Raw genomic sequence first — 20,002 nt, 5'->3', positions numbered from 1 at the left:
TCGTCTGGGGCCATCGGGTGGCCAATCTGTGGACAACCCTGTGGAGGGGCCAAACCCGGCTCAGGCGCGTGATTTTTGGGTTGCAGATCGGTGCCGGAGGAGGGACTTTAGCGCCCGGAAGTTCTGCGGCGCTCGGGCCGCGGAGTGCCCGAGATCGCAAGAAAATCGGTGACATCGGTGTGGACGGCGCGTCCATGCCCGAGCTGGCCCATGGTCGGCGCCGGGGCTTGGAGGAGGTGCCGTCCCTGCGATTCGAACGAGGACCCAGGCAGCTCCGCGAGGTGCCAGGGGCCACGTACGGGTAATCCACAAGCTGGGCACAACCTGTGGATTACTTGCCCGTTCCGCGCCCGCCGTGACGCGGAGGTCGGGTGGCCGGGCGGCCGGCTTTCGGATTTTTGTGGAGCTCGTGGCCACACCGGTGGATTACGTTGCCGGCCGATGCCCGTACGCAACGGCCCCGCTCCCTGCGCGCCGCGCGCGTCGCTCGCGATCGCGGTCAGCCTCTCCGCGTGGCTGACGGCGGGCGCCGCGGCCGCGCAGGCGCCGCCCCGGGACGCCCAGGCGCAGGCGACCCTGAACGAGGCGATGGGGACCGATTACCTCGAGATCCGGTTCGACCAGGCGGAGCGCAAGCTCCGGGCTGCCATCGACGCTTGCGGCGAGGCGGGGTGCTCGCCCGCGGTCAAGGCCAGGCTGTTCATCGCGCTCGGCACGGTGCTCGCCCAGGGGCGAAAGGAGCTGGGAGACGCCCGCGATGCTTTCGCCGAGGCCCTCCGCATCGATCCGTCCGCGCGCCTGGACCCGGGCCTGGTGACGCCCGAGGGCTCGTTTGCGTTCGAGCAGGCGCGCGCCGCGACCGGCGCTGGCGCGTCCGCGGCGGCCGGCGCGGGGCTGCAGATGACGCCGCCGCCCGAGCAGCGCGTCCGCACGCCCGTCCCTCTTTATGTCGAGGTGCCGGCCGACCTGCTGCCCAGCGTGAAGCAGGTGACCGCCTGGTACCTGCCGCCCGGCGAGGACGAGTACCGCCCGCTCGTCATGAAGAAGCTGCGGGGCCAGGGGTTCGGCATCAACGTGCCGTGCTCCGCGCTCGAGAAGGAGGGGACGCTGCGGTACCACGTCGCGGCGGTCGACGAGGATGGCGCGATCCTCGCGAGCGCGGGCGCGCGTGACGCCCCGCTGGCCACGGAGATCAAGGCGCGCCCCGCCTCGGCGCCGCCGCACTGGCCCGGCTACGCGCCCCCGGCGACGTGCGCGGCGCCCGAGAAGGAACGGCCGCGGCAGTGCCTCGACGACCGGCAGTGCAACGGCGGGCTCGCCTGTGTCGGCGGTTCGTGCGTCGCGCGATCTGCGTCGGGGGCGCCCTCGGCGGCCGCGCCGGAGGTCCGCAGGAACTGGGTCTCGCTCTCGTTCTCCCCCGACGTCGCGCTGCTCTCCGGCCGCGACGTGTGCACGGTCGCGTCGCAGGCGAGCGACAACTTCGTCTGCCTGCGCGGCGACGGGACCCGGTATGACGGCACGCCGACGCCGGGGGTCGCGAACGACGTGAACCTCGGCTTCGCGCTCGCGACGCTGCGGGTGGCGATCGCCTACGATCGGCTGCTGCTCGACAACCTCACGGTCGGCGGCCGCGTCGGCTTCGCCGCCGGCGGCACCTCCGGCGGCGGCGCGTCGTTCCTGCCGCTCCACCTCGAGGCCCGCGCGCAGTACTTCCTCGCGGCGCGGCCGTTCGAGCAGCTGGGCGCCCGTCCGTTCGTGCTCGCCGCGGCGGGCGTCGCGCAGGTCGACGCCGAGGTCGACGTGGAGGTCCTCGAGGACGCGGCCACCTGCGGGGCGAACGCCACCGACATCACGAGCCCTTGCACGAGGCCGGGCCGCAGCGGGCGGATCGAGGCCCGGCAGCAGGCGCTCGCCGCAACGAGGCAAGCGGGCCAGGGGTTCGCGTCGGTCGGCGTGGGCGTCGCGTACGCGCCGATCGACGCCGTCTCGCTGAACCTCGCGCTCCGCGCGGGCCTCACCTTTCCCGCTGTCACCGCCGTCCTCTCCCCGGAGGTCGGCCTTTCTCTGGGGTTCTGAATGGCCGATTCCTCGGATCTACGCCGGGGCGCGACGCCCCCTGGCGCCCTGCGCAACCCGAAGATCGACGCGGCGATCGAGCGCGCCGCGCAGCTCGGCGATCCGGCCGAGCTGCTCGCGCTGCTCGATCGCAGCTCGGGGCTGCCTGCCCGGCGGGGCGGCGTTCGCGCGCCTGGCCCCGACCTCGGGCCGAACGCGCCCTTGCCGCGCGTGAACCTGGATCTCGCCCGGGCGGTCGGCGCGGCGATCGCGGACCGCGGGGCGCCGGCGGAGCGGCTCGTGCGGGCGCTCTGCGCGAGCGCCGAGGAGTACGCGCTCATCGTGGCCGCGCAGGCGCTCGCGGCGATGGCGACCCGGACCGCGCAGGCGGCACGGTCGGGGGGCGCGGGAGGCGCGGCGAGCCCGCAGCGCGCGCGCGGGGCGCGCGGCGCGCGGGGCGGGTTCGATCCGCTCGGGGAGCTCGAGCAGCTGGCCGAGGATCCGCGGCGCGTGGTGCGCGACGGCGTCGTGGCGGCGCTGCGCGCCGTCATCGCGGCGCGGGGCGACGCGGCGGTCGGCGAGCTCGCGTCCTGGACCGACGGCTACCTGCAGGCGTATGTCGCGCTCGAGGCGCTCGCGGAGCGCACGCTGCTCACGGGGATCTCGGCGGGCGCGGAGGTCGTCGCGCGCCTCGAGGAGGCGTTCGCGATGTCGGACCGCTCGCCGCGCGCCGACGAGCGGCTGCAGGGGCTGCGCCTGCTCCGGCAGGGCATGCCGACGCAGATCGCGACCTTCGCGGGCCGCTTCCCCGAGGTCGTGCGCTGGCTCGAGGAGAAGACGCAGGTGGAGCGCCCCGAGTCGCGCGACGTCGTGGCGCAGGCGATCGCCGCGCTGCGGAAAGGCTCGTTCTCGGACGCGGAGACCGCCCGGCTCGCCGCGGCGCTCACCGCGAGCGCCCCGCCGGAGCGCTACGCGGCGCGCATCGTCCAGGGGACGCGCAAGCGGAGCAAGGGGCGGCGGTAACGGACGGCTGCTGGGGCGGCATCCCGGCAGAACGCTTTGCGCTGCGATAATGCGCTGGACAGCCACCATCGAGGTGCTCCCAATCTGGCAAGCGCTCTCTATCTATTGCTTCTGCCCCCGCGCTCTCCTGCGCACTGCCAGGCGCGGATCTTTGGTGTGAGGAGGGGTCGAAGCTGCGAGCTTCTCAGCCAGTTCCTCCATTTGGGACCAGTGCAAGCCGAGCCTCGACAGCACGATGCTCCGCACCATGCCCGCATGCAGGCGCTCTTCACCACCGAGCGAGATCAGTTCTTCGGTATGAATCTGTGCAATGTCTAGCTTGCCGTCGACGAGTGCCTGCTCGAGCCCCCTCGCGTGCTGGGTTGCGTCCGCCGCGAAGCCTTGCCGCACATTGCGCAACGATTCACGCCGGGAAAACCCGAGCGTACGGATCGTCGCCTCCCCGTATTCGCTCCCGTCGCGGGGGATGACCTCTCCAAGCACACTGAACTCTAGGTGCTCGACAGGGTCGTCCACGCCGAACGGGCTCAAGAGTAGTGCGGTATACGGCTGGTCTGGCGTCGGTGGGCAAGGGTGCGGGTCTTCTCGCACCGGAAAGAGCGACCGCTTCCATCCGGTATTACAGCGTTCGCACGCAAGCAGCCAGTTGTTCCAGTCGTAGGCGAGCCAATGATAACCGGTTCGACTGATCTGCTGCGTGTCACGATCCCGAACACCATAGATCCCATCCGCTTCGACGCCCTCGTTGGCCAGAGCCTCAACCTCACCCTTAGGCGCGTAGTGCTCCATGGCCGGGGGATGGTTCAGCAGGTACGTCTCGCAGTAACCACATTTCCCGTGCTGCGCGGCCACGAACTCGCGCTTGTACTCGCCCTTGCGCCACGACGGGTGAAACTCTGGCACCTGCCCCGCAGCGATCGCGCGCGCCACGACGCGGCGGGCCGCGTCGACCTCCTTCGCAAACCCCTTGGGAGGCTTGGGACGACGGAACCGGAGCATGTCTCCGCTCAACCTGTCGACGGCTTGGCTCGTCTCGCCCTCGGCTTGCTCTTCACCGAGCCCGGCTTTACCGCACGCGGCTTTTGATCGAGTATCGCCGCGACCTTCGCCCGCGCCTGCTTGCGCTCCTCGGGCGTCAGCTCGCGCAGATCCTTCTCTACGTGCTCCGCCATAGCTTCGTGCGCAAGCCGCTCCACCCGCGTATCTGCGAATGACCCGAGCCGCTGCCTCAATTCCTTCTCCAGCTTCACCACATCGGGCGCATCCAGGCCTCGCTCACGGATGAGTTGCTGGTGTTTGGCGAGCATATCCAGTGTCTCGTCGTCCAGCGTCGACGAGAGGCCGAACCACTCACCAGTAAGGATTCTCTCAGCGCCCGCGCCGGGCGGCAAGTCTCGTTGGAGGAGTTCCACATTGCCCTCCGCATCCCGCTGTAGCACGTAGATCTCGCCTGAGTGCGCGCCGAGAAGCGTCAGCGGATTATGTGTGGTGACCACGAAACTCATTCGCGGGAAGTGTCCACGCACCATCGAGATCACATCGCGCTGCCATCGTGGATGAAGGTGCAGATCAATCTCGTCGACTACAACAACGCCGGTCATCTTCTCGTGAAAATCAGCGTCAACCCGGATGTTGCGCCGCTTCGCCTCCTCGACCCAGCGCGCCACCATATCGAGGATCCAGCCCATGGTCGTCCGGTAGCCGTCGCTCAGCGCCCCGAGTGGGACCCGACCGAGGGTCGGCCCCTCGACATCAACCCCTTTCGCGCTGACGTGAACCGCTTTGACATCAGGCAGCAGCTCGCACAGTGTGGTAAGAATCGCGTCGAAGAAGCGCAAATCCTGTGAACCTTCGCCACCTTGCAACGCCGCGAGTTGCCATCGAATGAGCCAGGAATCCGGCTGCATCAGGCTGGCCCCCTCGTCGAAGAGAGTCTCGATGGCTGCGAGGGGCGTGGGCTCAGCGCTACGTCCCGAGTCGAGGAGACCGGAGCCGCGGCGGGAGCCGTAGGCTACAATGAAAGGCATGGCGGCTTCGGTGAATGTCCGCCGCCGGAGGACGTCGCCGCCAGGGGATGGCTCCAGGGTGAGCGTAGTAAGGTCGTCCTCGTCGTATGTGCCCAGGCGAATGACGGCCTTCGCGCTGCCCGATCGTACAGTTGGAGAGGTGGCCCCCATTCTCCCCAGCACGGCATGAACGACATCGCTCGGAGAGAGCGCGAGCGTGAGGGCGCGCAGGATGGTGGTTTTGCCGATCCCGTTATCGCCCAGGATGACAGTCCACTGTCCCTGATCCTCCTTGGACGGTGGCCTGAGCAACAGGTCGAGCTGAGGGAATCCTCGGAGGGAGGAGAGCGACAGACGCTTTGTCCAGAATGTTCTCGTGAGGTCGATCTCTCTTTCGGAGGACGCCTCGGTGGCCGCCGTGACCCGTGCGGCGCGTTCACGTGGCTCTATAGGCCGAGCTTTCAAGAAAGCCAGCGCGAAAGATGCCGCCAGTCGACAAGCATAGCGGAGCCACTCTGGATAACGTTCCAGCCCGAGGATCTCACCGACACCTCGAATCGACATGACGGGCAGCTGGTGCGCTCGCGCCGCGTCGTAGGCGCTCAGCGACTTAGCCTCCACAGCAACGATGTCCCGCCCCGCCTTCTTGAAAAGTTTGTTCAGATCAACGGCATCCAGTACACGATCGCTTGCTGCAACAACACCTGTCATGGAGCGCGCAGCTCGGAGTTTTTCGCCACTACCCGGGGAGGACCACGTACCTATCGAGAAGTGGTGCTCAAGCGACGAAACAATAGAATCCTTGAGCAGAATATCTGCTTCGATCTTTTGAGGTATGCGGGGGGTCAGCCCAGTGAATCTTTCGTCGCTCCACGACTGCAAGACCAATGCTGGCAGGTGGGATGCCCAGTTCCGCACATCCTTGTGCATGGGCTCCGTCGGAAGTGCCCAAGAGTCGTAGACATGGAACTGACTTGCTTTTGCGATACTGGTCGCGACAACCACATCTCCGAGCGTGACCTCTTCCGAGGGCATCCCTACCGCGATGCCCACGATGAGTAGCAAGCTCGGCGCCAGGTCCTCGACGAAGCTTTCGACGGCCTCGGCGACGTCTCCGCTACCAAGTTCCGTAACGCAACGGGAGATCGCGACCGTATAGCTCTCGCCTTCCGTGATTGGTAACCGGCTGATGACGTACATCCGCCGCCCTGTGACGATGCCTTGCCGGGGGAAGCGCTCCCCGATGGCCTCCAGCTCGTCCTCCCGGAACGTCAAGATCCCGACATCGGCCTTCGGCAGAGCTCTCCGCATGCGCAGGTGCACGTCATACCACATCCGAGGGTATGCCGCGGCCCTCTCCGGAGAGCCGGACGCGCCGCGGACGTGGCGGAGTGCCTGCTCAAAGCGCGCGGGCCGCTCAGGCGGCCCGCTGCGACCCCTCCGGCGCCCCGGCGTCCCCCGGCTGCTCCCTGGCCGCCTCGGCGAACAGGGACTGCAGCGCTCCCGGGGCGCGCCGGCGCCAGGCGTCCTCGCTGTGGGTCCCGGCCTCGTCCGGGCAGAAGAGGAGGTTCGCCTCGCTGTACCCCCGCCCGCGCAGGTGCTCGACGAGCCGCGCGGCGTCGCGCAGCACCGAGCCGCCGTCCTCCTGGGCGCCGGCGTCCACGTACAGCCGTGAGCTCGCCGGGACGGGCTGCGCCGCGATGAAATCGAAGATCTTGCGCTCCGCGAACCAGAGCGAGGGCGACATGCACAGCGCCGCCCCGAGCACGTCGGGGCGGCGGAAATGGGCGTAGAGCGCCGCCAGGCCCCCCATCGACGAGCCGCCGATCGCCGTGCCCGCCGGGTCGCGCCGCACCGCGAAGCGCTCCTGCACCGCCGGCACGATCTCGGAGGTGATCCAGCCGAGGAAGTCGTCGAGCCTCCCCTCGCTGCCGTCGCCCGGGAACGGCGACAGCTCGGTCAGCCGCTCGCCCCCGCCGTGATCGATGCCGACGAGGACCGGCGCGACGAGGCCCCTATCCGCGAGATCGCGCACCGCCTCGTGGAGGTGCCAGCCGCCGCTGTACGAGGGGTCGTCGTGGAAGACGTTCTGACCATCGAACAGGAAGAGCACAGGCGAGGGCTCGGCGCGCGCCCCCTCGCTTGGCAGGTAGACACGGACGTTCCGCTCGCCCTGAAAGCCGGGGATCCGATACGGCCCGAGGAGATAGATGATATGTTCGGCCATGATATTCTTCGAAGCGGGCAGCGGGCAGCGGGCGCGCCCGTGAGCAGCGCCCCGTGAACAGCCGCGCTCTGACGGCCTTCGCGATTCTTCGCTTGCGTGGATGGATTGCCGTTATGCCGCCCGATCATCCGGTCATGCCAACGTGTAGCAATCGCCGGGCCGAACCGCGGTGGCCGCGCACCGTCGGGGCGAACAGCGCGGATCGGGTGTCCTGGCACCCGATCCGCGCCGAGCCGCCGTAGCAGAACGCCTCAGACGTGACAGGCTGCTGCGGGCCGGCGCGCTGCTCAGTTGCAGCTCGCCTCCGAGCTGCCGCCGAAATTCGTGGTCCAGTAGGACCCGTAGGTGCCGCCCCCGGTCGCCCGCCCGATGCCGATCACCTTGAAGGCCGTTCCGAGCATGTTCTTGTTGTGGCCGTCCGAGTTCTTCCACTGATCGAACGTCGCCTGCGCTCCCGAGTTGCCGGCCGCGATGTTCTCGGCCATGGCGGTCCCCCCGCAGCCGAGCTCGTAACAGGCGTTGCACATGCGCGTCCACGGCGTCCGGCCGTCGAGGCTCGAGTGCGAGAAGTAGTTCTGATCGCGCATGTCCTCGCTGTGCCCCTGGGCGGCGCGGCTCATCGAGGTGCAGGCCGAGAGCGCCCCGAGGCCCTTCTCGGCGCGGTACTGGTTGATGAGGCGAAGGAAGGCCTGCTCCTCGGTGTCGAGCGTCGTGGTGCTGGGCCCCGCGCCCTCGCACGTCGAGCACGCGCCGCAGTCGCTCGCGCAGCTCGAGCAGTCCTCGCCCGCGCCGCAGACGCCGTTGCCGCAGACCTCAGCGCTCGTGGAGCCGCCCTCGCCCGTCGAGCCGCCCGCGCCGCCCGCGCCGCTCGTGGAGCCGCCCTCGCCCGTCGAGCCGCCCGCGCCGCTCGTCGAGCCGCCCGCGCCGCTCGTGGACCCGCCGGTGCCGCTCGTGGACCCGCCGTCCGGCGCGGGGGCGCACGCGGCCTGAACGTAGAGCCGCTTGGTGGTTCCCCGGCACGGGTCGCCGAAGGTCGCGTTGTTCGCGAGCACGGTGCAGCTCGACTGCCCGACACACGCGCGCTCCACCACGGACTTCGACGTCGACGCGTTGCACGTGGTCGTCGTCCGGAAGCCGCCGCAGGTCCCGCGAGGCCGGCCATAGCTCGCGAACTCGATCGCCGTGATGACCTCCCCTGCCGGGCAGGAGAGCGTCACGTCCGCGCCCTCTGCAGCGGTATCGCAGACCGACCCCGCCAGCGGGTCGGACTTCCCGTCAGACAGCTCCTCGTCGACGCCGGTCGAGCTCAGACAGCCCACGGCAGAACAGCCAGCGATGAAGGCGAGGACAAGCGTCCGATGCAAGGCACTCATTGGCATACTCCTAAGTTTTGTGAGCCCGTCCCAGCCCGGCTCGCACCGGCGCCGCGGCTCGCGCCGACGGTCGCGCCGGGGCGCCAGCGCCTCGACAGGCCACCCCAGTACAGCGTTGTTCAGGGGGCCGAACAGCGCCCTGCGCTCTCGAGCGCAGCGCAACGCCTCCCTTCAGTTCGCTCGAGACACGGTGTCACCTGAACCCTGGCATGTCCAGAGACGAAACAATCGAGCATGCATGATTTGACGCTCCATCGCTGGATCTTTCCAAAAGCCGTGAAACCAGCCTGTTCGAGGCTCGACGAGAGAGGATTTGTTCAACCGAGATCGGTGCGCGGCAGGGTGCCAGTGGGACACCCCATCTCTCTTGAGCCGAAGGGTAGGTGTCCGTGCGCCGGGAGGAGACCGCGGCCAGATGAACCGCGGCCAGATGAACCGCGGCCAGGTCCAGATGACGACCGACACCAGACGTCCGCGCGCCCGGATGGCCCCGGGGTGCCGCGCCGGTTTGAAAGCCCCCTGACATCTCGGCGAGGCTCCCCGGTCGTCGCGTGGTCGCGGCGACGTCGGACCGACCGCTCAGCGCCCTCGCCCGCCGCCGTCCGCGGCAGAGCCTGCCCTGTTCCCCGCTCCGCTCGCGCCGCTCCGCTCGCGACATCTCCCCGGGCAGCGAACCGCAGGGCCGCCCCCTCGGCGGCTCCTGTGCTATGACCGCCCTCCATGCGCCTCAAGGACCGCGTCGTCTTCATCACCGGAGCTTCCCGCGGGATCGGGCGGGCCGTCGCCCTCGCCTGCGCGCGAGAAGGTGCGGATATCGTCGTCGCCGCGAAGACGGAGGTCGCCGAGAACCCGCGCCTCCCGGGCACGATCCACGATGTCGCCCGCGAGGTCGAGGCGCTCGGTCGCCGCGCGCTGCCCCTCAAGCTCGACGTGCGCGACGACGAGGCCTGCAAGGCCGCCGTCGCCGCCGCCGCCGAGCGCTTCGGGCGCGTCGACGCGCTCGTCAACAACGCGGGCGCGCTCTGGTGGGCCGATGTCCTGGACACGCCCATGAAGAAGTTCGACCTCATCATGGGTATCAACGTGCGCGCGTCGTTCGCCCTCTCGCAGGCGGTGCTCCCGCACATGATCGCGCAGCGATACGGCCATATCATCATGATGTCGCCCCCCGTCGACGCCGCGGCCTGCGCCCACCACGGCGCCTATGCGGTCTCGAAGTTCGGCATGACGATGGTCGCCCACGCCATCGCCGAGGAGTACGCCGATCACAACATCACGGCCCACGCCCTCTGGCCCGCCACGGCGATCGAGAGCTACGCGACCATGAACTTCGGCCTCGGCGGCCCGGAGCTGTGGCGCAAGGCGGACATCATCGCCGACGCGACGCTGGCGCTGCTCTCGCGCGAGCCGTCGGCCCGGCGCGGCCAGGCATGGGTCGACGAGGCGCTGCTCCGCGAGGAGGGCGTCACCGACTTCTCCAGGTACCAGTGCGTGCCCGGCGTGGAGCCGCCGCAGTTCCCCTTCACCGCGATCCCCATGGCGACGACCACCAGGAAATGAGGCGCGAACCGTGAGCCGCGACGACGACGAGGACGACAAGGCGCGCCCCGGTGCCGGCGGCGGCATCGATCCAGGGCCAGAGCTCGCCGCGGTCTTCGACGACCTGGAGACGCTGCTCAAGAACGGCGACGTCATCTCCGCGCTCACGTCGCGCGGGATCAACGCCAGCATCGCGCTGCTCGCCGCCGACGCGCTCCGCGCCTACCTCGCGGACCGCAAGGCCGACGCGGCCGAGGACTTCGCGACCGTCGCCGAGGAGATCCGCGGCCGGCTCGCCGCGAGCGCCGAGGGCTCGGGGACGGACGCGGGATCGCAAGGGGAGCCGTCACGCTCGAACGGGAGGCGCTGAATGAGCACGAGCTTCGAAGCAGAACAGAGATCCCAGGCGGGCGACGGCGCGCGATCGACCCCGCCCTGGGCGCCGGCCGAGGCCCTCTCCGGCGCCGACTACTCGGCCGTCGAGCTCGCGCAGGGCGACGACCGCGTGTTCCTCCTGGAGCAGCGCGAGCTGCCCGAGCGCGAGCGCTACGTGACCGCGACCGACGCCGCCGGCGTCGCCGAGGCGATCCGGTCGATGGTGATCCGCGGCGCCCCGGCGATCGGCATCGCCGCCGCGTACGGGATGGCGCTCGCCGCGCGCGCCGCCCGGGGCGAGGGCGCCTCCGGCTACGTCGCCGCCATGCGCGCCGCGGGAGAGCACCTCGCCTCCGCCCGGCCCACCGCCGTGAACCTCGGCTGGGCGGTGCGACGCGCGATCGCCGCGGCCCTGCAGCACGCCGGGCGCCGCGGCGAGGAGCGCGCGCGGGAGCTCGCCGAGCTCGCGCGCGAGATCCACCGGGAAGACGTCGCCGCCTGCCACCAGATGGGCCGCGCCGGCGCGGCGCGCCTGCCCGAGTCCGGCACGGTCCTCACCCACTGCAACGCCGGCGCGCTCGCGACGGGCGGCTACGGCACGGCGCTCGGCGTCATCCGCGCCGCCATCGCCGAGGGCAAGACCATCCGCGTGCTCGCGTGCGAGACCCGCCCGTACCTCCAGGGCGCCCGCCTCACGGCGTGGGAGCTCCAGCGCGACGGCATCCCCGTCGAGGTGATCTCGGACTCGATGGCCGCGTGGTTCATGCAGAAGGGCGAGATCGGCGCCGTCGTCGTCGGGGCCGACCGCATCGCCCGGAACGGCGACGTCGCGAACAAGATCGGCACCTACGGCCTCGCCTGCCTGGCCCTCCACCACGGCGTCCCGTTCTACGTGGCCGCCCCGTGGAGCACGATCGACCTCGCGACCGAGAGCGGCGCGTCGATCCCGATCGAGGAGCGCAGCCGCGACGAGCTCGCCGTGGTCGGCGGTCGCCGCTTCGTCCCGCCCGGCGTGCCCGTCCGCCACCCGGCCTTCGACGTCACCCCGGCCGAGCTCGTGACCGCGATCTTCACCGAGCGCGGCAAGCTGACCTCGCGCGAGATCAGCCGCTCCGTGCCGCCGCCGGGCGCCTAGACGCCACGACCGCCGCGCTCCCCCTCCCCCCTCGGCCGCCTCCCCCTCGCGCTCCCCCTCCGCATGGGCTAAGGACAGCCCTGATGGCGCAGTTCTCGCCCAAGCCTGAATGGCTCAAGGTCCGCGCTCCCGGAGGTGACACCTACCACCACCTCAAGGAGACCTTCCGCAAGCTCGATCTCCACACGGTCTGCGAGGAGGCGCGCTGCCCGAACGTCGGCGAGTGCTGGCGCGAGGGGACCGCGACCGTGATGCTCCTCGGCGACGTGTGCACGCGCGGCTGCCGCTTCTGCGCGGTCACCACCGGCGACCCGCGCGGCGCGGTCGACGTGCGCGAGCCCGAGCACGTGGCCCGCGCCATCGCCCGGCTCTCGCTCCAGTACGTCGTGATGACCATGGTCAACCGCGACGACCTGCTCGACGGCGGCGCCGACCACGTCGCCCGCACCGTGAGCCGCCTGCACGCGCTCCGCCCCGACCTGCTCATCGAGACGCTGGTCGGCGACTTCCAGGGCCACATGAGCGGCGTCGACACCGTCGTCGACGCCGGGCCCGACGTCTTCGCCCACAACATCGAGGTCGTCCGCCGCATCACCCGCGTCATCCGCGACGTCCGGTCGAGCTACGACCAGTCGCTCGCGGTGCTGCGGCGCGCGAAGGAGCGCCAGCGGCGCCTGGCCGCGGACGCGGCGGAGGGCGGCGCGCCGGCGCCGCGGCGGCTCACCAAGAGCTCGATCATGGTCGGCATCGGCGAGACCGACGACGAGGTGCTGGAGGCGCTGCGCGACCTCCGCGAGGCCGGGGTGGACATCGTGACCCTCGGCCAGTACCTCCGCCCCTCGTCGAAGCACGCGCCCGTGCAGCGCTTCGTCGAGCCCGAGACGTTCGCCGCGTTCGAGCGGGCGGCGCTCGAGATGGGCTTCCTCTACGCCGCCAGCGCGCCGCTCGTGCGGTCGAGCTACAAGGCCGCCGAGGTCTTCGTCCGCAGCCTGATGGACCGGAGCGGCCCCGGGCTGCCCGCCGCGTCCGCCGGCGCCCCTGCCGGCGACGCCGCCGCGGGCGCGGCGCAGGTCGAGGCGCTCCTCGAGGAGCGGCTCGCCGTGGCGCGGCGCGAGGCGGCCCGCCTCTCCGCGGAGCTCGCCCCGGACGAGCCCCGCCCGCTGGATGCCGCGACCGCGGCCTCCGCCCCCGCGCGGCTGGTCCCGGCGGCGTCTCTCGTCCGCCGCTGAGCGGGGCTCGTCCGCACAGGAGACGGGCCCACCTCGGCGCCTTCGGTGCTCGGCGTACTGGAGTACGCCTGCGCGCCGAAGACGCCGATCTGGGCCCGTCTCCTGTGCGGACGAGCCCCGCTCGGGAACGCGCGGACCGCCGAAGACGACGATCTGGGGCCGTCTCCGGTGCGGGAACGCCGCGCTGGGACGCGCGGACGAGGGGCGGCGGGGGCTGGACAAATTCGCTGCGTTTGCGGGAGCATCGCCGTGGCGCAGCGCGTTCGCAGCTGCAAGCGGCTTGACGCTCCCCGGCGATTGACCGAGCTTGAGCCCCGCAGGAGGGTCTGACGCAACGATGTCCGCTCCCATCGACAGGCGCCCCCGCGGCGTTGCTCCCGGCGCCCCGCGCCCCGGCTCGGAGACGCCGCGCGCGCGCGTCGCGTCGATCCTCGCCCAGGCGGCGAGGGCCTACAGCGCGCGCCCTCCGATCGAGGACATCACGATGCCCACCGGCTTCGATCCGGCCGCCGTGGCGCTCTTCGAGACGATCATCGAGGCCGCGTTCCTCGTCGCGAACGCCGACGGCCACTTCGACGAGGCGGAGCGCAAGCGCTTCCAGGACATCGTCGTCGACGCCTGCCAGAACCTCGTCCACGAGAAGCAGATCGAGGCGCTCATCGCGGACCTGTGCGAGATGCTCGCCGAGGACGGGATGGAGAAGCGCGTCAGCATGGTCGCCCGCACGATCGGGCGGACCGAGCACCAGCGCGAGGTGCTGCGCGTGGCGGCGTTCATGGCGCACGCCTCCAGCGGCGTGAGCGCGCCGGAGCGCGGCGTGCTGGAGCAGCTCGCGCGCGGGTTCAAGCTCGACGCGGCCACCGTCGACGAGGCGCTCGCGCAAGCAGCCGGGCCCGGGAGCGTGTAGCCGGGACATCCGCACGGCGGCGTGCGGTGCGCGACGTGCGGCGCGGGAGGGCTCGCCGCGGCGAGTCAAGCAGGGGGCGCGCTCGCTGCGACGAGTCAACGTCACATGCACAGCGAATGAGCGACCGCCGCGTCTCGGCACTGGTCTCGGGGAGCGCCTTTGATTAGTGTCCAGCGAGCCGATGAGCACCGCGACGTACTCCACCGACCGCCCGCCGAACGTCTCAGGGGCAAGCCTGGAGCCGCAGGCTGCCGTCGCACGGCACCCGCTCGACACGTGTGCCGACGACGTCATCAAGGTCCTGCGCGACGACGGCTCGCTCGACCCCGCGCACGACCCGAAGCTCGACCCGTCGGAGGTCGTCACCCTCTACAAGACCATGGTGCGCGTGCGCCAGCTCGACGAGCGCCTCGTCGCGCTGCAGCGGCAGGGGCGCATCGGGTTCCACATCGGCTCGCTCGGCGAGGAGGCGGCGGTCCTCGGCAGCGTCGCCGCGACGCGGCCCCAGGACTGGGTGTTCCCGTGCTACCGCGAGTTCGGCGCCGCGCTCTGGCGGGGGCTGCCGCTCCAGCGGTACATCGACAACATGTTCGGCAACGCGAACGACACGGTGAAGGGGCGGCAGATGCCGGACCACTACACCTACCGCGAGGGGCACTTCGGCTCGGTGAGCTCGCCCATCGGCACGCAGATCACGCAGGCCGTGGGCTTCGCGTGGGCCGCGAAGCTGAAGCGCGACGAGCTCGCCTCGCTGGTCTACTTCGGCGACGGCGCGACGAGCTCCTCGGACTTCCACAACGGCCTGAACTTCGCGGGCGTGTTCAAGGTGCCGGTGGTCTTCTTCTGCCGGAACAACGGCTGGGCGATCAGCGTCCCGACCGAGCGCCAGACGTCGAGCAACACGTTCGCGGCCAAGGGGGTCGCGTACGGCGTCCCCGGGGTGCGGGTCGACGGCAACGACCTGTTCGCCGTCGTGAAGGTGACGCGCGACGCGATCGCGCGCGCCGCGCGCGGCGAGGGCGCGACGCTCATCGAGGCGATGACGTACCGCCTGTCGGGCCACTCGACGAGCGACGACCCGAAGGCGTACCGCCCCGATGCGTGGCTGGAGCCGTGGCGCCGGCTCGACCCGATCGCGCGGCTGCGGCGGCACCTGGAGCGCACCCAGGGCTGGAGCGAGGCGCAGGATCGCGAGATCGAGGCGGGGGTCGACGCGGAGGTCAAGGCCTGCATCGCGGTCTCGGAGAAGGTGGCGCCGCCGTCGCTCGACTCGATGTTCGAGGATGTCTACGCGGAGCCGCCCTGGCACCTCGTCGAGCAGCGGGAGCAGCTCAAGGCAGGCCCGAGGCCCAAGGGCCACGGCGGCCACTAGGCCGCGCGGGCGCGGCGTGGACGGCGTCGCCGGCGGGGCGGGCTCGCCGGGCGGCGTCGATGGCCGGGGTGGCGCCGCCGCCCGCGATCGACAGGGTCCCCAGGGGAGCGGGGGGCCTGTGAGGTTGCACTCCCACCTTCTGGCCGAGAGACGGAGACGAAGAGCATGCCTCAGATGAACATGGTCCAGGCGATCAACGACGCGCTACGCCACGAGATGCGGCGGGACGCGCGGGTCGTCGTGCTCGGCGAGGATGTCGGCAAGGTCGGGGGCGTCTTCCGCGTGACCCAGGGCCTGTTCGACGAGTTCGGGGACGATCGGGTGATCGACACGCCGCTCTCGGAGGGCGGCATCGTCGGGGCGGCGATCGGCATGGCCCTCTACGGGCTCGTGCCGGTCCCCGAGATCCAGTTCGCCGATTTCATCTACCCCGCGTACGACCAGATCGTGTCCGAGCTGGCGAAGTACCGCTACCGCTCGGGCGGCGAGTACCCGTCGAAGCTGGTGATCCGCACGCCGGTGGGCGGCGGCATCCGCGGCGGGCACTACCACTCGCAGTCGCCGGAGGCGCAGTTCATCCACGTGCCGGGGCTGAAGGTCGTGTGCCCGTCGAACCCGGCGGACGCGAAGGGGCTCCTGCTCTCGTCGATCCGGGATCCGGACCCGGTGCTGTTCTTCGAGCCGAAGCGCATCTACCGCGCGGCGAAGGGCGACGTCCCCGAGGGCGACTACACGGTGCCGCTCGGCAAGGCGAAGGTGGTCCGGCCGGGCTGGCACGCGACGCTCGTGGTCTGGGGCGCGATGCTCTACGAGGCGCTCGACGCGGCGAACCAGGCGGCCGCGCAGGGCATCGAGTGCGAGGTGATCGACCTGCGCACGCTGTGGCCGCTCGACATCGACACCGTCATCGAGTCGGTGAAGCGGACGGGCCGGGTCATCGTGGTGCACGAGGCGCCGAAGAGCTGCGGCCTCGGGGCCGAGCTCGTCGCGCTGGTCAACGAGAAGGCGTTCCTCCACCTCGAGGCGCCGCCGGTCCGGATCACGGGCTTCGACACCCCGTTCCCCTACACCCTCGAGAACGAGTACCTCCCGCTCTCGCACCGTATCCTTCCGGCGATCCTCGAGACGGCGAGGTACTGACGCATGGGCAAGTACGAGTTCAGGCTGCCGGACATCGGCGAGGGCGTGACCGAGGGCGAGATCGTGACCTGGCTGGTGTCCCCTGGCGACGTGGTCGCCGAGGACCAGCCGATGGTCGAGGTGATGACCGACAAGGCGACGGTGACGATCACGTCGCCGCGCGCGGGGCGGATCGTGGAGACGCGGGGCAAGGTGGGCGGGGTCGTCCCGGTCCACTCGGTGCTCGTCGTGTTCGACCTCGACGACAGGCCCGCCGCGCCGTCGCCCGCGTCGGGCACGGGGATGCGCCAGTCCGCCGCGAACGCCGCGAACGCCGTGACGAGCGGCCCGGCGGAGCCCGCGGCGACGGCGGTCGGCGACATCAAGGAGGACCTGCCGGGGATGAACCTGGTGGCGCCCGCGCCGGCCGCCTGGATGAACGGCAGCATGGGCGCTGGGGCGGCGGCGTACTTCAACGAGAAGCCGCTCGCGACGCCGGCGACGCGCAAGCTGGCGCGCGACCTCGGGATCGACCTGCGGCGCGTGCCGCCGACCGGCCCCGGGGGCCGCGTGACCAAGGACGACGTGCGGGCGCTCGAGGCGCCCGAGGTGGAGCCCGAGACGGCGCCGATGCTCGCCGCGGTGCCGCCCAGGCGGGCGGCGGCGCCCGGGGGCGCGGGGGAGCGCGCGGCGGCCGGGGTCGGCGCGGCGGCTGCGGTGGGGCCGGCGGCTGCGGCGGCTGCGGCCGAGCGCGGGGCGGCCGCGGCGCCCGAGCTGCTGGAGGAGGAGCACGGGCGCGGGGCGGCCCGGCCCGCGGGGGAGCGCGCGCGGGGGTTGCCTGCGATCCCGGGCGACGAGCGCATCCCGCTGCGCGGGGTGCGCAAGCGGATCTTCGAGGGGATGTCGCGGTCGAAGCACACGGCGGCGCACTTCACCTTCGTCGAGGAGTGCGACGTCTCCGCGCTGAAGGAGCGCCGCGCGCGCCTGCGGCCGCTGGCCGAGAAGGCGGGCGTCAAGCTGACCTTCCTGCCCTTCTTCGTGAAGGCCGTCGTCGCCGCGCTCAAGAGGCACCCGACGCTGAACAGCGCCTTCGACGAGGCCACGCAGGAGATCGTCGTCAGGAAGAGCTACCATATCGGCATCGCTTCAGCGACCGAGGCCGGGCTCATCGTGCCGGTCGTGCGCGACGCGGATCGCCGGAGCGTGCTGGACATCGCGAAGGAGATCGCGCGGCTCGGCGAGGACACGAAGTCGGGGCGGGTGAAGCCGGAGGATCTCGGCGGCTCGACGTTCACGATCACGTCGCTCGGCCAGCAAGGTGGGCTGTTCGCGACGCCGATCCTGAACTTCCCCGAGGTCGCGATCCTCGGGATCCACCAGATGAAGCAGAAGCCGGTGGTGCGCGACGGGCAGATCGTGATCGGCGAGGTGATGCTGCTGTCGCTGTCGTTCGACCACCGGATCATCGACGGTCACGTGGGCGCGGCGTTCGCCTACGAGATCATCGGGTATCTGGAGGATCCGGATCGGCTGTTCCTCGAGATGAGCTGAGCCGAGCGGAAGGCCCCGCCACGGGGCCTTGTGCTGCGTCGCCCCGGGGCGAGCTCGCGGCGGCGAACCGGCGCGTTCGGTGAGATCCACCTGGGTTTCAGGGGGTGTGACGACGGATCGCAGCCCCGCTTCGGCGCTTCGCCGCCTCATCGCTTCGCCACCTGTTCGCTATCTGCTCGTCGCTTCTGCGCGCGGTGGGTCAGACGCCCCGTGTGAGGCGCGGGCCCGGCGGCGCAGCGCTCGACGCGACCGCCGGCTGGCGCTGGAAAAATTCTCCTGAGCAAGATCGTGCAGGCGCATCACAGGGTCGCGAAACCGAGCTGCACCGATGACGTAGCACCATCGAACGACGCGCCAGGGGCCATCGCGGGCCGAGACGGGCGCCATGCGAGCGCCCGCGGCCGCTCCGGTCTCCGGCGCGCGTCGGAGGAACGATCGCTGCCACGCGGCTAGCCGCGGCGGGGGCGATCCATGTCGCGTCATCTCATTCATCGCTTCTGGAGGATCGTCATGAAGGTTCGGAATCGCGCGCTGTCGGCCCTGCCCCTCGTCCTCACCCTCGCCGCTGCTTGCAGCGATGGCGGAGGCGGCGATACCACCGGCGCCGGTGGCATGGGTGGCGGAGGCGCTGGCGGGGATGCGGCCGCGAGCTTCGAGGTGACCATCGAGAACGTGACGCCCGCGCGGGATTACCGGGTGGCCGGCGTGTTCAACACGCCCATGGGCGAGAGCGCGCCCGGGCCGCTGTTCCCGGGGAAGAGCTTCGAGTTCCGCGTCGGCGCCCTGCCGGGCGACAGGCTGTCGTTCACGACGATGTTCGGGCAGTCGAATGATCTGTTCTATGCGCCCGACGGCGCCGGGATCGCGCTCCACGACGAGGCGGGCAAGCCGGTGAGCGGGGACGTGACCGACCAGGTCCTGCTGTGGGACGCGGGCAGCGAGGCCAACGAGGAGCCGGGCGCCGGGCCGAACCAGGCGCCCCGGCAGAGCGGCCCGAACACGGGCGCCAAGGACCCGGACAACACGGTGCGGCTGGTCCAGGATGACTATACCTACCCGGCGGTCGAGGAGGTCATCCAGGTGACGGTGACGCCGGAGCCGGGCAATGAGTTCACGATCCGGATCACCAACATGTCGGAGGTGGGGACGCTGATGCCCGAGGGCGGGGAGCCGGCCGCCGTGCCGCTGTCGCCGGGGCTCTTCGTGGTGCACACGATGGAAGACCCGCTGTTCACGGTCGGGGAGGCGTACCCCGGCAACGGGCTCGAGGCGCAGGCCGAGGACGGGAACCCGATGATGCTGCACGAGGGGACCATGTCCCGCGCGGGGCTGACCTCGCCGGCGGCGCCGGGCGTCGCGGTGGTGCACGGGGCCGCAGCCCCGCTGTTCAGGTCGGGCGAGGCGGATCGGGGCAAGGGCCTCGAGATGCTGGCCGAGGACGGGAACCCGGCCACGTTGGCGGAGTCGCTGGAGGCCGAGGTCGGGGGCGAGAGCGGGATCTCGTCGGTGCTGGTCTACAACACGCCCGTGGACGCCTCGATGCCGGGGCCGCTGCTGCCCGGCGCGAAGTTCAGCTTCACGGTGACCGCGCGGCCCGGCGAGCGGCTGAGCTTCGCGTCGATGCTGGGGCAATCGAACGATCTGTTCTTCGGGCCGAGCGAGGAGGGGATCGCGCTGTTCGACGCGAGCGGCGAGCCGGTGAGCGGCGATGTCTCCGACCAGGTCTCGATCTGGGACGCGGGCACCGAGGCGAACCAGTGGCCCGGCGTGGGCCCCGACCAGGCGCCCCGTCAGGCCGGGCCGCAGATGGGCGCCGACGATCCCACGGATGAGGTGCGGCCCGTCGATGACGGGTACATGTATCCCGCGTCGAACCAGATGCTGAAGGTGACCATCACCCCGGCGCGGTAGCAGGAGCACGAGCGGGGGCGCTGGCCGCTGCACCACGGCTCGGGGATGGCGCGCCACGCGCGCGTCACTGCGGTCGTCCTCGCCCTCGATTTCGGGTTGGATCGCGTGTCGCTTGATGCGCGACGCCGACGGCAGGCTGCGCGGACCCGAGCGCATCCTGCGCCGTGCCGGCCCCCTCCT

Annotated in this window: 15 protein-coding genes; 11 read left to right on the top strand and 4 right to left on the bottom strand. The window is 71.1% G+C overall.

The window, feature by feature from the left end:
• The first annotated feature begins 441 nt into the window (after positions 1 to 441).
• Positions 442 to 2,076, top strand: a complete 1,635-nt coding sequence (locus tag WME85_RS10565) for a hypothetical protein (RefSeq protein ID WP_437837471.1) — start codon at positions 442 to 444, stop codon at positions 2,074 to 2,076.
• The gene (locus tag WME85_RS10560; protein ID WP_437837470.1) at positions 2,077 to 3,078 is read left to right on the top strand and encodes a hypothetical protein; all 1,002 of its coding nucleotides are present in this window, start codon (positions 2,077 to 2,079) and stop codon (positions 3,076 to 3,078) included.
• A gap of 102 nt (positions 3,079 to 3,180) precedes the next feature.
• Here the strand turns inward: WME85_RS10560 and WME85_RS10555 are convergent, their stop codons facing one another.
• From WME85_RS10555 to WME85_RS10540, 4 genes are all read right to left on the bottom strand, one after another.
• Positions 3,181 to 4,077 (bottom strand): hypothetical protein, encoded by an 897-nt coding sequence (locus tag WME85_RS10555; protein WP_437837469.1) that lies wholly within the window; start codon positions 4,075 to 4,077, stop codon positions 3,181 to 3,183.
• 8 nt (positions 4,078 to 4,085) lie between these two features.
• The gene (locus WME85_RS10550) at positions 4,086 to 6,407 is read right to left on the bottom strand and encodes an AAA family ATPase (protein WP_437837468.1); all 2,322 of its coding nucleotides are present in this window, start codon (positions 6,405 to 6,407) and stop codon (positions 4,086 to 4,088) included.
• Positions 6,408 to 6,501: 94 nt separating this feature from the next.
• The gene (locus tag WME85_RS10545) at positions 6,502 to 7,311 is read right to left on the bottom strand and encodes an alpha/beta hydrolase (RefSeq protein ID WP_437837467.1); all 810 of its coding nucleotides are present in this window, start codon (positions 7,309 to 7,311) and stop codon (positions 6,502 to 6,504) included.
• Between the two features lie 287 nt (positions 7,312 to 7,598).
• On the bottom strand, positions 7,599 to 8,684 hold the full coding sequence (locus WME85_RS10540) for a CAP domain-containing protein (RefSeq protein WP_437837466.1): 1,086 nt from the start codon (positions 8,682 to 8,684) through the stop codon (positions 7,599 to 7,601).
• Positions 8,685 to 9,404: 720 nt separating this feature from the next.
• On the opposite strand from WME85_RS10540, the gene WME85_RS10535 reads away from it, so the two are divergent.
• From WME85_RS10535 to WME85_RS10495, 9 genes are all read left to right on the top strand, one after another.
• A complete protein-coding gene (locus WME85_RS10535) occupies positions 9,405 to 10,244 on the top strand; it encodes an SDR family oxidoreductase (RefSeq protein ID WP_437837465.1) in 840 nt (279 codons plus the stop codon).
• Positions 10,245 to 10,254: 10 nt separating this feature from the next.
• Positions 10,255 to 10,593: a hypothetical protein gene (locus WME85_RS10530; protein ID WP_437837464.1), complete on the top strand. Its 339-nt coding sequence runs from the start codon at positions 10,255 to 10,257 to the stop codon at positions 10,591 to 10,593.
• Positions 10,594 to 11,733: an S-methyl-5-thioribose-1-phosphate isomerase gene (mtnA, locus tag WME85_RS10525; RefSeq protein WP_437837463.1), complete on the top strand. Its 1,140-nt coding sequence runs from the start codon at positions 10,594 to 10,596 to the stop codon at positions 11,731 to 11,733. It abuts the gene before it with no gap.
• An 83-nt stretch (positions 11,734 to 11,816) separates the two neighbouring features.
• Positions 11,817 to 12,962, top strand: a complete 1,146-nt coding sequence (gene lipA, locus WME85_RS10520; protein ID WP_437837462.1) for a lipoyl synthase — start codon at positions 11,817 to 11,819, stop codon at positions 12,960 to 12,962.
• Between the two features lie 337 nt (positions 12,963 to 13,299).
• Entirely contained in the window at positions 13,300 to 13,869 is a 570-nt protein-coding gene (locus WME85_RS10515) for a tellurite resistance TerB family protein (RefSeq protein WP_437837461.1), read from the top strand.
• Between the two features lie 181 nt (positions 13,870 to 14,050).
• Complete coding sequence (locus WME85_RS10510) at positions 14,051 to 15,241, top strand: thiamine pyrophosphate-dependent dehydrogenase E1 component subunit alpha (RefSeq protein ID WP_437837460.1); 1,191 nt, start codon at positions 14,051 to 14,053, stop codon at positions 15,239 to 15,241.
• A 165-nt stretch (positions 15,242 to 15,406) separates the two neighbouring features.
• Complete coding sequence (locus WME85_RS10505) at positions 15,407 to 16,381, top strand: alpha-ketoacid dehydrogenase subunit beta (RefSeq protein ID WP_437308985.1); 975 nt, start codon at positions 15,407 to 15,409, stop codon at positions 16,379 to 16,381.
• Between the two features lie 3 nt (positions 16,382 to 16,384).
• Entirely contained in the window at positions 16,385 to 17,911 is a 1,527-nt protein-coding gene (locus WME85_RS10500; RefSeq protein ID WP_437837459.1) for a dihydrolipoamide acetyltransferase family protein, read from the top strand.
• 510 nt (positions 17,912 to 18,421) lie between these two features.
• On the top strand, positions 18,422 to 19,822 hold the full coding sequence (locus tag WME85_RS10495) for a spondin domain-containing protein (RefSeq protein WP_437837458.1): 1,401 nt from the start codon (positions 18,422 to 18,424) through the stop codon (positions 19,820 to 19,822).
• The last annotated feature ends 180 nt before the right edge of the window (positions 19,823 to 20,002 follow it).

The organism is Sorangium sp. So ce1153, assembly GCF_051521595.1.
Classification (GTDB): domain Bacteria; phylum Myxococcota_A; class Polyangia; order Polyangiales; family Polyangiaceae; genus Sorangium.
Note: the sequence above shows the minus strand (reverse complement) of the source record. Positions and strands in the feature narration are given on the sequence as shown.

Coding starts and splice junctions, on each gene's coding strand:
- WME85_RS10495 (WP_437837458.1), top strand. CDS start 18,422: ATGAAGGTTCGGAATCGCGCGCTGTCGGCCCTGCCCCTCGTCCTCACC.
- WME85_RS10565 (WP_437837471.1), top strand. CDS start 442: ATGCCCGTACGCAACGGCCCCGCTCCCTGCGCGCCGCGCGCGTCGCTC.
- WME85_RS10510 (WP_437837460.1), top strand. CDS start 14,051: ATGAGCACCGCGACGTACTCCACCGACCGCCCGCCGAACGTCTCAGGG.
- WME85_RS10545 (WP_437837467.1), bottom strand. CDS start 7,311: ATGGCCGAACATATCATCTATCTCCTCGGGCCGTATCGGATCCCCGGC.
- WME85_RS10560 (WP_437837470.1), top strand. CDS start 2,077: ATGGCCGATTCCTCGGATCTACGCCGGGGCGCGACGCCCCCTGGCGCC.
- lipA (WP_437837462.1), top strand. CDS start 11,817: ATGGCGCAGTTCTCGCCCAAGCCTGAATGGCTCAAGGTCCGCGCTCCC.
- WME85_RS10505 (WP_437308985.1), top strand. CDS start 15,407: ATGCCTCAGATGAACATGGTCCAGGCGATCAACGACGCGCTACGCCAC.
- WME85_RS10515 (WP_437837461.1), top strand. CDS start 13,300: ATGTCCGCTCCCATCGACAGGCGCCCCCGCGGCGTTGCTCCCGGCGCC.
- WME85_RS10555 (WP_437837469.1), bottom strand. CDS start 4,077: ATGCTCCGGTTCCGTCGTCCCAAGCCTCCCAAGGGGTTTGCGAAGGAG.
- mtnA (WP_437837463.1), top strand. CDS start 10,594: ATGAGCACGAGCTTCGAAGCAGAACAGAGATCCCAGGCGGGCGACGGC.
- WME85_RS10500 (WP_437837459.1), top strand. CDS start 16,385: ATGGGCAAGTACGAGTTCAGGCTGCCGGACATCGGCGAGGGCGTGACC.
- WME85_RS10540 (WP_437837466.1), bottom strand. CDS start 8,684: ATGAGTGCCTTGCATCGGACGCTTGTCCTCGCCTTCATCGCTGGCTGT.
- WME85_RS10535 (WP_437837465.1), top strand. CDS start 9,405: ATGCGCCTCAAGGACCGCGTCGTCTTCATCACCGGAGCTTCCCGCGGG.